General features: G+C 75.8%; 13 protein-coding genes. 5 read left to right on the forward strand and 8 right to left on the reverse strand.

The genetic code is table 11. From position 1 onward, the window contains the following. The first annotated feature begins 31 nt into the window (after nt 1–31). From ACFV04_RS32775 to ACFV04_RS32790, 4 genes are all read left to right on the forward strand, one after another. Nucleotides 32–478, forward strand: coding sequence for a hypothetical protein (locus ACFV04_RS32775; RefSeq protein ID WP_380349339.1), 447 nt, complete (start codon nt 32–34; stop codon nt 476–478). Nucleotides 479–591: 113 nt separating this feature from the next. Next, the gene (locus tag ACFV04_RS32780; protein WP_380349336.1) at nt 592–1,935 is read left to right on the forward strand and encodes a hypothetical protein; all 1,344 of its coding nucleotides are present in this window, start codon (nt 592–594) and stop codon (nt 1,933–1,935) included. A 103-nt stretch (nt 1,936–2,038) separates the two neighbouring features. Next, nucleotides 2,039–5,488, forward strand: coding sequence for a right-handed parallel beta-helix repeat-containing protein (locus tag ACFV04_RS32785; protein WP_380534465.1), 3,450 nt, complete (start codon nt 2,039–2,041; stop codon nt 5,486–5,488). After that, the gene (locus ACFV04_RS32790) at nt 5,485–6,981 is read left to right on the forward strand and encodes a S8 family serine peptidase (RefSeq protein ID WP_380534467.1); all 1,497 of its coding nucleotides are present in this window, start codon (nt 5,485–5,487) and stop codon (nt 6,979–6,981) included. The genes ACFV04_RS32785 and ACFV04_RS32790 overlap by 4 nt, the downstream gene beginning before the upstream one ends. A gap of 483 nt (nt 6,982–7,464) precedes the next feature. Here ACFV04_RS32790 and ACFV04_RS32795 read toward each other — a convergent pair whose 3' ends face one another. The 4 genes from ACFV04_RS32795 to ACFV04_RS32810 form a co-directional block, all read right to left on the reverse strand. Beyond that, nucleotides 7,465–8,925 (reverse strand): AAA family ATPase, encoded by a 1,461-nt coding sequence (locus ACFV04_RS32795; RefSeq protein WP_380534469.1) that lies wholly within the window; start codon nt 8,923–8,925, stop codon nt 7,465–7,467. A 157-nt stretch (nt 8,926–9,082) separates the two neighbouring features. Beyond that, a complete protein-coding gene (locus tag ACFV04_RS32800) occupies nt 9,083–9,760 on the reverse strand; it encodes an HAD family hydrolase (protein ID WP_380349434.1) in 678 nt (225 codons plus the stop codon). A 100-nt stretch (nt 9,761–9,860) separates the two neighbouring features. Then, entirely contained in the window at nt 9,861–10,814 is a 954-nt protein-coding gene (locus ACFV04_RS32805) for a DUF4331 family protein (RefSeq protein WP_380534471.1), read from the reverse strand. Between the two features lie 182 nt (nt 10,815–10,996). Next, on the reverse strand, nt 10,997–11,548 hold the full coding sequence (locus ACFV04_RS32810; protein WP_380534483.1) for a cytochrome P450: 552 nt from the start codon (nt 11,546–11,548) through the stop codon (nt 10,997–10,999). On the opposite strand from ACFV04_RS32810, the gene ACFV04_RS32815 reads away from it, so the two are divergent. Beyond that, complete coding sequence (locus ACFV04_RS32815) at nt 11,521–12,534, forward strand: hypothetical protein (protein ID WP_380534473.1); 1,014 nt, start codon at nt 11,521–11,523, stop codon at nt 12,532–12,534. The two genes, ACFV04_RS32810 and ACFV04_RS32815, sit on opposite strands and share 28 nt — an antisense overlap. Before the next feature lie 35 nt (nt 12,535–12,569). On the opposite strand, the gene ACFV04_RS32820 is transcribed toward ACFV04_RS32815, so the two are convergent. The 4 genes from ACFV04_RS32820 to ACFV04_RS32835 all read right to left on the reverse strand — a co-directional run bounded on the left by ACFV04_RS32820 (nt 12,570) and on the right by ACFV04_RS32835 (nt 14,649). Next, nucleotides 12,570–13,124 carry a YcxB family protein gene (locus tag ACFV04_RS32820; RefSeq protein WP_380534475.1) on the reverse strand — a complete coding sequence of 185 codons (555 nt, stop codon included), beginning with the start codon at nt 13,122–13,124 and terminating at the stop codon, nt 12,570–12,572. A 386-nt stretch (nt 13,125–13,510) separates the two neighbouring features. After that, entirely contained in the window at nt 13,511–13,798 is a 288-nt protein-coding gene (locus ACFV04_RS32825) for a hypothetical protein (RefSeq protein WP_380534477.1), read from the reverse strand. Nucleotides 13,799–13,825: 27 nt separating this feature from the next. Beyond that, the gene (locus ACFV04_RS32830; RefSeq protein ID WP_380534479.1) at nt 13,826–14,284 is read right to left on the reverse strand and encodes a hypothetical protein; all 459 of its coding nucleotides are present in this window, start codon (nt 14,282–14,284) and stop codon (nt 13,826–13,828) included. After that, nucleotides 14,281–14,649 carry a hypothetical protein gene (locus ACFV04_RS32835; RefSeq protein ID WP_380534481.1) on the reverse strand — a complete coding sequence of 123 codons (369 nt, stop codon included), beginning with the start codon at nt 14,647–14,649 and terminating at the stop codon, nt 14,281–14,283. Before ACFV04_RS32835 ends, ACFV04_RS32830 begins: the two co-directional genes overlap by 4 nt. Nucleotides 14,650–14,938 lie beyond the last annotated feature (289 nt).

The following is a 14,938-nucleotide window of genomic DNA, read 5'->3' on the forward strand; positions in this document are numbered from 1 at the left end:
TCACCGGGTGGAAGCGAGCAGGGAGCAGGACATGGAGCAGCAGCAGGGCCGCGCCGGCGCGGAGGAGTTCCGTCTGGCGGCGGTCTTCGACATGGTCGACCCGGTGACCGGGCCGGGGTTCTCGTGGGACCGCCCGGTGGTGGAGGACGCGACGGAACGGGCCGCGCTGGCCGCGTACCTGCGGGCCGGCACGGCGGTGCTGATGACACCGATGCTCATGGACGACGTCTTCGACACCTCCCGCCGGGGCGCCGTCCCGCTGAACTACCGCACCGACGGCGAGTGGATCTGGACCGACACCGTCACCTACTACCTGGAGGAGTACGACATCGCCCCCGAGCCCGGGCTGCTCGCGCACCTGCGCGAGCGGGGCGACGCCCGCCCCCGGCCGGACGCGGCGACCCTGGAACGGGCGGCCGACTTCGTCCTCCACCCGCCGCAGCCGGCCGAGCCGGCCTGGCGCCCGGACACCGGCTGAACCCGCCGGGCCGCGCCGTCCGTGGCTTAGGGGAGGGGCCGCTGCGCCGCGACCGGTGAGGTCGGTGCGGGCCGCCCCTGTCGGGTGTCGTCGTCGAGGGCCAGGAGGCCTGGGTGGGCAAGGTGCGCAGCGGACGGGAGAGTCAGCCGTCGGGTGGGGGTATCCAACTGCCCGCCGTGGCCTGGGCCGTGCCCGAGCCGGCCGAGGAGTCCGGGAAGCCGGGGCAGGGCGCGGCCCGCGCCGAGGAGCAGGCGCCCGCGGCGGTGGGCGCCGCCGGGCCGGTGCCCGCGATCGGGACCGCGGCCGCCCGGGCCGCGACGACGGGACGCGCCCGCGCCGGGGTGAGCGCCGCGCCCGCACCGGCGGGGGCGGCCGAGGAGGAGAGCGGCCAGCGCCGCCTCCCCAAGCCGATGGTGGCCGCCGCGGTGATCGCCGGCCTGGTGCTGGTCGGTGTGCCGCTGGGGGTCTCCGGGTTCGGCGGGAACGGCCCCGGCACGCCGGGCGCCGACGGCCCGCCGCCCGGCGGGTACTCCCAGCCGGACGGCGGCGACGGCTACGTGCCGGGTGCCGACACGCCCGGCAACCCGCCCGGTGACCAGCCCCTGCAGCCGGGCCAGGCCGGCCAGCCGGCCGGCGGACCGGCGCCCGGGGAGGGCATCGTGCCCGTCGCCGCCGGGGCCGCCGCTGCCGGCCTGCCCTTCGCCGCCCAGGCCCCCGACCCGGGCCAGGGCGCACCGCCGGCCGGCCGGCCCGCCACCGGCGGCGCCCCGGCCCAGGCGGGCGCGCCCGCACCCGCCCAGGGCACCGGGCAGAACACCGGGCAGGGCACCGGGCAGGGCACCGGCCAGGGAGCCGGCGCACCGAAGACCCAGCCCCAGCAGCCGCCCGGCGCCCAGCAGCCCCCGCCCGCCCAGCAACCCGCCCCGCCCCCGGCCAAGACCACCCAGCCGGCCCCGCCCCCGCCCCCGCCGCCCACCTACAACGCCGTCGCGGGCCCCGGCTGCGGCGGCTCCACCTCCATGCAGCTCAACGGCTGGTACGACAAGGGCCAGGAGGGCTGGCGGAAGAACTCCGGCGGCTACACCGGCGACGGCTGCGGCGGCGGCTTCACCTCCGTCCCGATGTCCGGCGACGCGAACGACGACAAGAGCAACACGGTGGTGTGGACCTTCAACACCGGCTCGCTCACCACCGGCACCTGCAACCTGTCGGTCTACGTGCCCAACGGCGACCTCAAGGCGGTCGGCGGCGCCCCGACCTACTACACCGTGCAGAACCGGACCTTCCAGGTGAACCAGGTCGCCAGCAGGGGCCAGTGGGTCCCCGCGGGCACCTTCCCGCTCAGCGGCGGCAAGATCGCCGTGGTGCTGCACAGCCGCGGCGAGGACTGGAAGGGCGGGACCGTGACCTACGCCCACCACGCCGCCTCCGCCGTCAAGGCCAACTGCACCGGCTGACCCGGCCCACCCCCGCCCCGCCCCGGCACCCCGTACCGCAGCACCACCGGCACCACAGCACCACCGGCACCACAGCCCCACGAACGACGGAGGAGAACGCCCCATGACCCGCCACGTGCTGACGGTCTGTGCGGAGCCGAGCGACGGCGGCTACCGCACGATCGGCGCCGCCCTGGAGGCGGCCCGCAGCGGAGCGGTCATCAGCGTCCGCCCCGGCCGCTACGAGGAGAACCTGGTGATCACCAAGATGGTCACCATCACCGCCGAGGAGGCCCGCGGCAGCGTCCGCGTCTCCCCGCGGCGCGGCGCCGTCGTCCAGGTCGTCGCCGAGGCCGTCCAGCTCACCGGCCTGGTCCTCCAGGGCCAGGACGAGGAACTGCCCACCGTCGACGTCCCCCGCGGCCAGGCCGCCCTCCAGGACTGCGAAGTCGCCGGCAACTCCTGGACCGCCGTCCTCACCCGCCAACAGGGCTCCCTCGCCATGCGCGGCTGCCGCGTCGTCAACCCCGCCGGCGCCGGCATCGTCGAGACCTCCACCGGCACCAGCGTCATCGAGGACTGCGTCATCGAACACCTCGGCAGCTCCGCCGTCGTCATCGGCGAACGCGCCAACCCCGTCGTCCGCGGCTGCGTCATGCGCGACGCCCGCGGCAACGGCGTCTGCGCCAACGGCGAAGGCCGCGGCTCCATCGAGGACTGCGAGATCTCCGCCACCGACAAACCCGGCATCGCCCTGGAGGAGAACAGCACCACCCGCGTGCTGCGCACCACCGTCCGCGACGCCTCCATCGGCGTCTACGTCTCCTCCGCCGCCCAGGTCGTCCTGGAGGACTGCACCGTCAGCGCCACCCGCGGCCACGGCCTGGTCCTGGCCGGCGGCACCGACCCGCTGGTACGCCGCTGCCGCACCGTGCGCACCCGCGGCCACGGCATCCACGTCACCGGCCGCTCCCGGGGCCGCTTCGAGGAATGCGAGGTGTCCGCCGCCGAGACCACCGGCATCCTCGTCGACGAATCCTCCAGCCCCGCCCTGACCCGCACCGCCGTCGCCGACAGCGCCGGCGCGGGCGTGGAACTCACCGGCGAGAGCGCCGCCGAGTTCGACCGCCTGGAGGTGCGCGGCGCCGCCGGACCGGGCGTCAGCGTCCGCGACGGCGCCAACCCGCTGCTGCGCCGCCTGGACGTCGCCGAGGTGCGCGGCCACGGCGTCGAGGTCCTGCGGGAAGGACGCGGACGGCTGGAATCCTGCGTGCTGTCCGCCACCGGACAGGCCGCGCTGCGCGTCGCCGACGGCGGCAACACCCAGGTCGGCGGCACCACCCTGCGCGGCGGCGCCCCCGCCGCCGGCCCCGGCAAGGCCGCCGCGGTCACCGGCGTCGAGGTCGGCCCCGGCGGCGTCGCCTCGCTGCGCGACTGCGACATCGCCGAATGGACCGGCGAGGGCGTCCTGGTCGAGGACGGCGGCGAACTCACCATGGCCCGCGGCCGGGTGCACGGCAACCGCCGCCACGGCGTCCTGCTGGGCCCGGGCAGCCGGGCCGCCCTGACCGGCTGCGAACTCACCGACAACGCCGGCGACGGCCTGCGCGTGGACTCCGAGGAACCCGTGCGGATCACCGGCTGCACCGTCGCCGGCAACCGCGGCTCGGGGCTGCGCCAGACCAAGGCCGGCGGCCGGCTGGCCGTGCAGGACCTCACCAGCCGGGACAACGGCCGCGCCGACAGCCACGGCACCGCCGGCGCCGGCGCCGAGGACGGCCCCGCCGCGGTCCGCCCGGCCGGCGCCCCCGGCGACCCCGGCCACGGCGCCGCCGACCACGACGGCACCGCCGACCCGTCGCCGGACCCGGCCGCCGCCCCGCCGCCGCCCGAGCCGGAAGGACCGCAGGCGGCCCTGCAGGCCCTGGTCGGCCTGGAGGGCGTCAAGGACCAGGTCGCCACCCTGGTCAACCTCAACAAGCTGGCCCGGCGCCGCGAACAGGCCGGCATGCCCGCCCTGCCGATGGGCCGCCACCTGATCTTCGCCGGGCCCCCCGGCACCGGCAAGACCACCGTCGCCCGCCTCTACGGCGCCATCCTCGCCGAGCTCGGCGTGCTGCGCGAGGGCCACCTCGTCGAGGTCGCCCGCGCCGACCTGGTCGCCTCGATCGTCGGCGGCACCGCGATCAAGACCACCGAGGTCTTCCAGTCCGCGCTCGGCGGCGTCCTGTTCGTCGACGAGGCGTACGCGCTGTCCGCCGGCTCCGGCGGCACCGGGCCGGACTTCGGCCGCGAGGCCATCGACACCCTGGTCAAGCTGATGGAGGACCACCGCGACGACGTGGTGGTGATCGTCGCCGGGTACTCGGACGAGATGCGCGAGTTCCTCGCCTCCAACCCCGGCCTGGCCTCCCGCTTCAGCCGCACCGTCGAGTTCCGCAACTACGCGCCCGAGGAACTCGTCACCATCGTCGAACGGGCCGCCGCCGCCCACGGCTACGAACTCGACCCCGCCGCCGTCGACGCGCTCGGGACGCACTTCACCCGCATGCCCAAGGGCGCCGACTTCGGCAACGGCCGCGCCGCCCGCAAGGTCTTCGAGGAGATGGTCGACCGGCAGGCCTCCCGGCTCGCCGGACTCGCCGAAGTCACCGACGCCGACCTGCCGCTGCTGCTGCCCGAGGACCTCGGCGCCGAGGCCGCCGCCGCGGCCCGCGCCGACGCCGGCCCGGCGGGCGACGGCGGCGGGAGCACCGCACTGCTGGAACAGCTGCGCTCGATGGTCGGCCTCACCGCCGCCAAGGAACAGGTCGAGAACCTGGTCAACCTGATCACCCAGGTGCGCCGCCGGGAGGAGGCCGGACTGCCCACCGCGACGATCAGCCACCACCTGGTCTTCGCCGGGCCCCCCGGCACCGGCAAGACCACCGTCGCCCGGCTCTACGGCGAACTACTCGCCGAACTCGGCGTGCTGCCCGGCGGCCGGCTCGTCGAGACCGCCCGCGCCGACCTGGTCGGCCGCTACATCGGCCACACCGCCCAACTCACCCGCGACGCCTTCGAACGCGCCCGCGGCGGCGTGCTGTTCATCGACGAGGCCTACACCCTCACCCCGCGCGGCGGCGGCTCCGGCGGCGACTTCGGCCAGGAGGCCGTCGACACCCTGATGAAGCTCATGGAGGACCACCGCGACGAGGTCGTGGTGATCGTCGCCGGCTACCAGGAGGAGATGCAGGGCTTCCTCGCCTCCAACCCCGGCCTGGCCTCCCGCTTCTCCCAGCAGATCGCCTTCGACCACTACAGCGCCGACGAACTCGTCACCATCGTGCGGCTGCAGGCCGAACAGGCCGGCTACGTCTGCGCCCCCGAGACCCTCGCCGCCCTGACGCAGCTGTGCGAAGCCGTCCCGCGCGACCGCACCTTCGGCAACGGCCGCTTCGCCCGCCAGACGCTGGAAGCGATGATCACCCGGCAGGCCGGCCGCCTCGCCCGCCTCGACATCGGCGACGTGTCGGAGCTGAGCCTGCTGCTCCCGCAGGACATCCCCGCACTGCTCCAGCGGAGCGGCGCGTGACGGGCGCTCACGCCCGCCCGCGCCGCGTCGGGCCCGCCTCGACGGCGGCCGCCGCCGTGCTGTGCTGCGGTGTCCTGCTGGTGCCGGCCACCCCGGCCGGCGCCGCACCCGGCGCCCCGGTCCCCGGAGCCCCGCTGCCCGGCGCCCCGGTCGCGGGCGTCCCCGTCGCCGGCACGCCCGCCGCGCCGGGCACCGCCCGCCCGGGTCCCGCCCCCTCCGGCGGAGACGCGGCGCTGCCCGTGATCGGGCAGAACCGGGGCACCGGCCGCACGGACGGCTGCGTGAAGCCCTCCGACAAGGACACCGACCGGATGCCCTGGGCGCAGGCCTTCCTGCGCCCCGAGGCCGCCTGGCAGCTCGGCCGCGGCGCCGGGGTGACCGTCGCCGTCGTCGGCTCCGGGGTCGACCCGGCCTCCGGCGTCCTGGGCGAACGCCTGGTGCCGGGGCCGCGCGAGTACGGCGACGGCGGCTCCACCCGCGACTGCGTCGGCCACGGCACGTTCCTGGCCGGGCTGATCGCCGCCCGCCACCGCGACGGCGTCGGCTTCACCGGCATCGCCCCCGAGGCGCGGATCCTCGCCGTCGCCGTGACCGACGACGCCGGGAACACCACCGCCGCCCTGCTGGCCAGGGGCATCCGCGACGCGGCCGACGGCGGCGCCCGGGTGATCGCGGTCGCCCTGCCCGTCACGGCGGGCAACGAGGACCTGGCCGGCGCGGTCCGCTACGCCGACGGCAAGGGCGCCCTGGTGGTCGCCCCGGCCGCGCCCGACCAGGGCGGCGGCTCCGCGGCCGCCGCCCAGGCCCCCGCGGAGGTGCTCACGGTGTCCGACCTGGCCCCGAACGGCGCCCCGCCCAGCGGTGGTTCGGACTCCGGCGGCTCGGGCGGATCCGGCGGGTTCGGTGGTTCGGGCGGCTCCGGTGGTTCGGGCGGCTCCGGCGGTTCGGGCGGGCTCGGTGGCCCGGGCGGTTCGGGCGGGCTCGGTGGCCCGGGCGGTTCGGGTGGCTCCGGTGGTGCCTCCGGCGGGGCCGGGCGGATCGACCTGGTCGCCCCGGGGGACGCCATGATGAGCGTCGGGCCCGGCGGCAAGGGCTACTTCACCGGCTCGGGGCCCAGCTTCGCCGCCGCCGTGGTGGCCGGCACCGCCGCCCTGGTCCTCGGCTACCGGCCCGACCTCGGCCCGGCCCAGCTGAAGGACCGCCTGACCGCCACCGCCTACCATCCGGGCACCGCCCTGCCGGACCCCCGCCTCGGCTACGGCACGGTCGACCCGGCCGCCGCCGTCGGCGCCCCGGCGCCCGCCGCCGCGCCGACCACCCGCCCGGCCCCGACCGCGGCCGCACTCCAGCCGCCGCCCCCGGACCCGGCCGGCCGCGAGGCGATCGTGACGGCGGGCGCCGTCCTCACCGCCGTGGCCCTGATCACCGGCACCGCCCTGGTCTGCACGGCCGGCCGCCGCCGCGCCTGGCGCCCCGGCCGCTGGCAGGCCTGACCCGCCCGCTTCCGGCCGCCGGCAGGTTCGACCCGCCCGCCCCGGCGGGGGCTTGAGGACGGGCCCGAGAGCCCGTCGACGAACCCCCGCCGGCGCGGCGCCGCGCCCCGGCGGAAGGCCTCGCGCGCTCCGACAGGGCCCGCCGGGCCGAGCCGGTCCGCCGTTTCCACGTGATCCCGTCCGAGCGCCGCCCGGCCCACGACCCCCGAACCGGGCAGGAAACGCGGCAGCACGGCCCGCCCGGCGTCCGAAGGCTCATGACGGCGCACCACGACCGGCCCGACCTCCCGTCACGTGACCGGCCCCGAAGGCGGTCTCTACCAGGTGGGAACGGGCCCGCCCCCGAAGCCCGCAGGGTGTGCGAAGCCCGCGGGGTGTGCGGGGTGCGCGGCGTCGAGGTTCATCCCCTCGGCGACCGCGGCGGCGAGGGCGCACCGCGACCGGCCCGACCTCCCGTCACGTGACCGGCTCCGAAGGCGGTCTCTACCAGGTGGGAACGGGCCCGCCCCCGAAGCCCACGGGCTGCGCGAAGCCCGCGGGGTGCGCGGGGTGCGCGAGGCTCGCGGGCTGCGCGGCGTCGAGGCTCATCCCCTCGGCGACCGCGGCGGCGAGTTCGAGGTGGGCACGGCGGGTGCGGTGGCGGAGCTTCGCGGGGTCGAACGTCCCGCCGAGGGCCAGGTGCTCGTCGAAGGGCAGGACGACCGCGGCCCGGCACAGCCGCTCGAAGTGCGCCACCAGGTTCTCCGCCTTCACCATCCGGCCCGTGCCGCGGACGCCGGAGATCAGGGTCACGCTGCGCCACGCCAGCGCGCCGTACCCGTTCGCGTGCAGCCACTCCAGGGTGGCGCCGGCGCCGCTCGCGCCGTCGACGCTGGTGGTGGCGGCGATGACCAGCTGGTCGGCGAGGTCGAGCACGGCGCTCATGGACCCGTGCAGCAGGCTGGTGCCGCAGTCGCTGAGGACGATCGGGTACTGGCGGGCGAGCAGGTCGACCAGCTGCCGGTAGTCCTCGCCGCCGAAGCCGGTGGCGACCGCCGGGTCCGGGTCGTTGGCCAGGACCTCCAGCCCGCTGGAGGTCAGCGAGGTGAAGCGGCGGATGTCCATGTAGCCGGTGATCGAGGGCGCGACGGCCAGCAGGTCCTGGACGGTGGCCGCGGTCTCTCGGTGGACCCGCTGGCTCAGGGTGCCGGTGTCCGGGTTGGCGTCGACGGCGATCACCTTGTCGGACCGGGTCTCGGCGAGGACGGAGCCGAGCGCCAGCGTCGCGGAGGTCTTGCCCACCCCGCCCTTGAGGCCGACGACCGCGATCCGGTAGGAGCGCTGCAACGGCGTGCGGATGACGGCCTCCAGCCGCTCCCGCTCGCCCCGGCCGAGCGTGGTGCCCCGGCCGATCCCGCGCAGGCCCCGCCGCGCGGCGGGCGCGGCGTGTATGGCGGGCGCGTTGACCGCCTGCGCGGGCAGCGCGGGGGGAGCCGCCTGGACGGGCGGAGCCGGGTGGACGGGCAGCGCGGGGGGAGCCGCCTGGACGGGCGGAGCCGGCGGAGCGGGCGGAGCGGGGTGGACGGGCGGCGCGGGCGGCACGGCGAGGAGCACGGCCGGCGGCGGCAGGTGCGGCGACGGTGGCGGCAGGTGCTGCGGCGGCAGGGGCGGGGGCGGCGCCTGCAAGGGGAGTGCGGCGGGCAGCGGCCGGGCCTCCGGAGGCACCAGCACCGTGCCCATGGCGTCCAGGGGCCGGTGCCCCCGGGTCTCGGTCCCCGGCAGGAGCGCGGGCTCCGGCAGCGGTGCGGTCTCCGGCAGGAGCGCGGGCTCCGGCAGCGGTGCGGTCTCCGGCAGGGGTGCGGCCTCCGGCCGGGGAGACACGGGCCCGTACCCGGGGGCGAGGTCCCAGTCCGCGTCCTGCTCCAGTCGCCGTACCCGCTCGATGACCATGTGGTCGCCCGCCACGCCATCGCCTCCTGTCACCACATGTGCCCGACCCCCCGCCAACCTCCTCAACGGCCCGGGGCGGCGAACCCGTTCAACTCCGGAACCCGCGACCCCGGGCAGGCCGGAGGAGGAAGGGGCAGGCAGGTCGGGCAGGAAGGGGAACCGGGCGGCGCCGTCAGGGCAGCGGCTGGTCGACCGCCGCGGCGACCAGGGCGGGCAGCTCGCGCATGTCGGCGAAGGTGCGGGTCCCCGGCCCGGCCAGCCAGTGCGCGGGGGTCAGCCCGCCGTGGAAGCCCAACGACCGCATGCCGGCCGCGCGGGCGGCCGCCACCCCGTACTTGCTGTCCTCGACCACCAGGCAGGCGGCCGGCTCCACGCCCATCGCCGCGGCGGCGTGCAGGAACAGGTCGGGGGCGGGTTTGCCGTTCTCCACGTCCTCGGAGCTGAAGATCCGTCCGGCGAAGCGCGGCAGCAGGCCGGTCCGCCCGAGGGTGGCGCGCAGCCGCGCGTGGCTGCTGGAGGAGGCCACGCAGTCCGCCGCACCGGCCCGCTCCAGCTCCGCCAGGGCCGCCACCACCCCCTCCACCGGGGCCAGTTCGGCGGCGAACGCCTCGTCGTAGAGGTGCTGGAAGCGCTTGTCCCAGCCGGGCTCCAGCGGCACGCTCGCGTGCGCCTCGACCTCGGCGGACATGAAGGCGTGCGAGCGGCCGAGGAAACGTTCGACGATCTCCTCCTGCGTCAGCGGCCACCCCACCGCTTTCAGGACCTGCTCGTCCACCCGGACCGCCAGGCGTTCGCTGTCGAGCAGCACGCCGTCGCAGTCGAAGATCACCAGTTCGACGGGAAGGGACATGCCCGCCACCCTACGGGCCGCCGCGCACGGGGCGGCGGCGGGGGGTGACGGGCAGTCGGCCCGGGGCACTCGGCCCGAGGAAGTCGGCCCGGCCTGCGGCTCAGTGCGGGTGACCCAGGTACGGGAAGGCGGGCAGCAGGTCGGTGTGCGGGCCGATGTGGTCGGTGGGCACCTTGCCGTCGGTCAGCATCGACAGTCGGGCGGAGGTGACGTCGTCGCTCAGCGTGCGCCCGTTCGGATAGCCGGCCGGGCGGGTGCGGTCGTAGCGCAGGACGTCCGGCAGGACCACGCGCAGCTGCGCCTCGGCCGCGTCCGTCGTGTACTCGCCGAAGTGCTGGAGAACGGCCGTCCACGGCTCGCGGTAGGTCTGCCAGTCCTCGGCCGGCTCCCCGGCGTTGTACGCGTCCTTGACGTCCTCCTCGTTGAAGTACGCCGTCAGCGACGGGTGCGCGCCGCGGTCCACCGACACCAGCCCGCCGTCCTTGCGCACGCTCACCCGCGCCCACACCCCGATCTGCGGCGCCTCGCCGAACTCCGCCTCCGGCGCCTCCAGCACGATGCCGAACACGTTCTTGTCCGCGCCCCAGTCGACACCCGTCCACCGGAACTTGGCGACGATGCCGTCCAGGTCGGCGAAGAACGGGTCGCTGCGCAGCCCCGCGCTCACCCGGTACGGGCCCGCCTCGACCACCGCCGGGGTGCCCGTGAAGCTCACCGGCGCCCCCGACACCAGCGGCGCGCCCGTCGCCTCGTGCCCGCGCGCCCCCTCGCCGGTGGCGCGCCGCACCGTCATGGTCTGCGGCCCGTCGGCCGGGTCGGAGAAGGTGAAGCTGAAGGCGAGGTCGGCCCGGTTGTCACCGTCGGTGTCGACGTTGATCCGGTACACCGCCTCCGGGTGGAAGGCCTGTCCGCCGGTCGGCGCGATCGGGTTCACGTTCATGATCAGCACGGTCCGGCCCGGCTCCGGCGAGGCGAAGGCGAACAGGTCGGTCAGGTCCAGGCGCGCGTCGCCGTCGGGCGAGCGCAGGTTCGGTCCGCTGAGGTGATGGGACAAGACGGTCTCCGGCTTCGAGTGCGTGCGTGCTTCGACATGCTCCGAGCGCAGCGAGCGTGCCGGGTACTCGCGTGCGTGCGTGCTTCGTACGGACGGCCCCGCCCCTGTGGCCATTGCTAGCACGCCCGCCCGCCCCCGGCCCGCCCGCTGCGCCGCGCGGGCGAGGAGCCCGGCGCCGGCCCTCAGCCCTGCGGGGCCGGCTCGCCGAGGAGCACCGGCAGGGTGCGGTGCCCGTCGGAGGTCAGCGAGTCGACGGGCCGCGGCTCGGTGTGTGGGGCGGGGGCGAGGCCGGGGAAGCGGTCGAAGAGCTTGCGCAGCGCGGTCTGCCCCTCCACGCGGGCCAGCGGGGCGCCGAGGCAGAAGTGCGGGCCGTGGCCGAAGGCGGGATGGTCCTTGGCGGGGCGGGTGACGTCGAAGTCCGCGCCGCTGTCGCCGTAGCGGGCGGGGTGGCGTCCGGCGGCGGCGTAGGGGGCGAGGACCGCCTCGCCCCGGGCGGTGGTCCGCCGGGCAGCTCGATGTCCTCCACGGCGTAGCGCAACGGCAGGTGGAGGGCCTGCGCCCGGCCGCCGCCGGCCCCGGGAGCGAACCCCGGGTGAGGCCGTCGGCGAAGCGGCCGCCGGCCCCGGGGCGAACCCGCAGGTGAGCCGCCGGTGCGTCAGGGACCTCCCGCACGGCGGGAATCCGCCGTCTGGTAGGGATGGGCGCCGTGAACACGAACCTCTTCTCCCCGCCAGCGGCCGCCGGGGCCGCCGCGATCCGCCGCCTCACCGGGCCCGGGTACCGGGCGCCGCTCCTGCTGGGGGCGGTGCTGGCCGTCGTGGCGGCGGCGCCGGGCGGATTCCCGCACTCGGCCGCGACGTTCCTGACGGCGATCACCGGGATGTTCGCGATGATCCCGCTCGCCGTGGTCCGGGTGTTCCCGGTGCCGGTGGGGGTGCTGCTGCTCGCCCTGGCCGTGGCGGTTACGGTCGCCTCGCCCGCCGCGCGCCGCCGGGTGCGGCGCTTCCACCGGCCCGGCAACAGCGCACTGCTGGGCGGTCTCCTCGCCTCGGCCGCGGTCGTCGCGGGCTCCAGCGTGCCGGGCCTGGACTACGGCCTGGGCGGGGCGGGCCTGGCGGCACTGGTCGTGCTGCCGTTCGCCTGGACCGCCCGGCAGCTGATGCTCACGGCGAACGGGCGGACGGCGAACGCTGCGGCGCCGAACGCTGCGGCGCCGAACGCTGCGGCGCCGAACGGACCGACGGTGTTCGGCCCGGCGAACGGCCTGACGAATGGCCTGACGGCAAACGGCCCGACAACGAACGGCCCGACGGCCGTCGGCCGGACGGCCGTCGGCCGGACGGCCCGCGCCGGGAACGCCCCACGGCCGCGCGGCCCGTGGCGCTGGGCGCTCGTGCCACTGGCGGCCGTCGCCGCGGTGACGCTGGCCGGCTCCGAGGTGCCCCGCGAGGCCCGGCTCGCGCTGGCCAGGCCCGCCCTGACCGCCGCCGCCGAGCAGGCCCTCGACGGCGGCACGGCCCGCGACGCCTCCGGCTGGATCGGCGGCCTGCCCATCAGCAGCGCCGAACTCGTCGGCGGCGGCGTCAAGTTCACCGTCTCCGGGACGGGCGTGTTCGCCGCGCACGGCTACGCCTACTTCCCCTCGGGTGTCGCAGTCCCTCTCGGGTACACCCCGGTCGGCGGCCACTGGTACGAGTGGTCGGGGCCCGACCACTTCTGACCTCGGAGGCTGCGTGCCACTTCCGTGGAGGCGCGCTACTTCGAGTGGGCCGCCTGGTCCGCCGCGTCGCAGGCTGCGCCGCCTGCCGCCCGGACGACGGGCGTGGTGTGCCGGGCGATCAGGGCGCGCAGCGCGTCGGGGGAGGAGGTGCCGCGCTTGGGCAGGGTGAGGAGGCAGTTGCCGCTGCTGTTCAGCACCACGAACAGGCGCTCGGTCTCCAGGGAACGCGGGACCCGCGTCCAGGGCAGGACGCGGGTGCCGCGCGCGTCGGTGACGCTCACCCCGGTGGCGTCCACCACCGCGCGGTACTCGCCGCCGCGCCGGGCGGCCCGCCGCTGCGCCGAGAAGACCTGGTAGCGCGGCGCGAGCAGGGCCAGTGCCACGAGCGCGGCGGCCGTCAGCGCGTCCGGGACGCCCGCCTCGCCGTCGGCCGCCTTCAGCACGCCGCCGAGCGCGGCGATGACGGCGGGCACCCACACCAGCACCCGCACCAGCCGACCCGCGGTGGTGTGCCGGGCCTGGGCGGCGAACGCCTCCCGGAAGTCCTCGGCCGTCGGCGCGTACGCCAGTTCCACCCGTTCCTGCTCCACCGCTTGTTCTCCTCGATCCGCTGTCCGGATGATCCACTGTCCGGAGCGGCGGATCCCAGCAAGGGGCCGGCCCGGCGGAACCGGGCGGTCACCTCCGTGACCAGCAGCTTTTCACTTTCTTGCGCCCGCATGCCGCCACCGGGCCCACCCGGTACCCGTGCCCGGCCGGTCACGGCCCGGACACCCTGCTGCCCGCCCGGGCGACCCCGGGGTCGCCCGGCAGCCGCAGTTCCTCGGCCGGCCCCTGGTGCAGCGGCGCCGCGACCGCACCGGTGCCGCCGAAGCAGACCAGCGGCCCGCCCGCCGTTCCTCGGCCCGCGCTACCGTCGCGGCGAGTCCCCCGTCCAGGGCGTGTTGTGAAAATGATCGAGTCGCCGCCTGGCAGCTCACAACCCGCGAATGGCTTCGGCCAGGTCAGGGCCGTAGGAAGCCCAGCAAATGACTGAGCCGTCGGGGTCGAGCTGCCCCATGAACCAGCCTTCACCAACTCTTGCAAGGCACATGTCATAGCTGTGGAAGGCAATGATGACGTCGGGCTGGAGGACGTCATAGTCGGCGAAGCCGTGCTGTTCGACGACGACGAGTCGTTCAAGCGAGAGCAGATCCGCTTTGGCGTCATCCGATGCGGAGCGGACCTGCTCGATCGTCCATCCGTCGGGAAGAAGTGCGTTCACTGCCGCATGGTCGCAACGAACGGCGTCTCACAGCCATTCGTTAATTGCGGCGACCGACACGGTCGCCTTGATCCACTTTCGCAACAGGCCCTGATGCTGCTCCGCCGAAGTCCGTGGAGGGGTGTTGGGTCGGGCCGCGTAGTCGTCGGTGAGGATGGTGCAGGTGCAATGGTCGCCTGTGCAGGGGGTGCCGGTCTCGGCGCCGTAATGCCCGAGACCGGCCATGAGGTGGAGTACCTCCGCACGTTCCTGCGCGCCGAGAACGGGGAGCGTCGCAGAGGGCGGCAACTGCTGCCGGACGGTCGGATCATCGTCCACGTCACCGATGACCTGTGCGTCAATGAACAAGGTGTAGAGGGGATGCTCGGGAAAGTCGTTGAGTCGCAGGACCCACCAGCGTCCTTCGGCCCGGGCCGCGTAGCAGAAGACACCTGTGCCGGTGTCGCGCCACGTGGCCTCCGGGGGCAGCGCGGGGAGAGGAATCATGCCCGCATTGTCCGGGCTGCTGTGCCGGACAGGGACCGGCCGGTGGGGTCGCCCAGGTACGAAGCGCAGGCGCAGTCGAGGGCCTCTTCGGGGGAACCAACGGGCAGTCCACTGGGCGGAATGTCGTCCTTGTGGCTGTCGCTGCTGGCGAGGTAAAGGGCGAAGCCCCGGGTGTGCGGTACGCCGGTGAAGCGCAGGCGGCACAGGAGCTGAGGTTCCTGGGCGGTCAATTCGGCTGCTACGTAGCCGAATCCGGATCGGAGGCGGACCGTGATGGCGTTCACGTGCGGCCGGGGTTCGCGGGCGTGGCGGTTCAGGCGCCGGCGCAGGTGGTGCTGCATCGATTCCGGTGGGTTCTTCGGCACGGGCCCATCCTGCCGGGTGTGGCGTCGGCGGGGGCCGGTCGTTGTCGGTCGGGTCTGCGTGCTGTCGTTCGTGGCGGCTCTTCCGTGCCTGGCACGTCGGTTCACCGGTCCGTCCGTCACACGTGCCGCGGCCGGCCGCCCTGTGCCGCCCGTGCCGCGCATTTCGACTGCCTTGCTGGAAGGCGCTGTGAGGAAGGAGTTTTGACGATCTGTCTGGATGCGGGCGGATGGATCTTCCGTTCGGGCAACGTGCGGGAGTGGGAAGTCGGACCGGCCGACTTCCCACTCC

This window comes from Kitasatospora sp. NPDC059599 (genome assembly GCF_042735125.1).
Lineage (GTDB): Bacteria > Actinomycetota > Actinomycetes > Streptomycetales > Streptomycetaceae > Kitasatospora.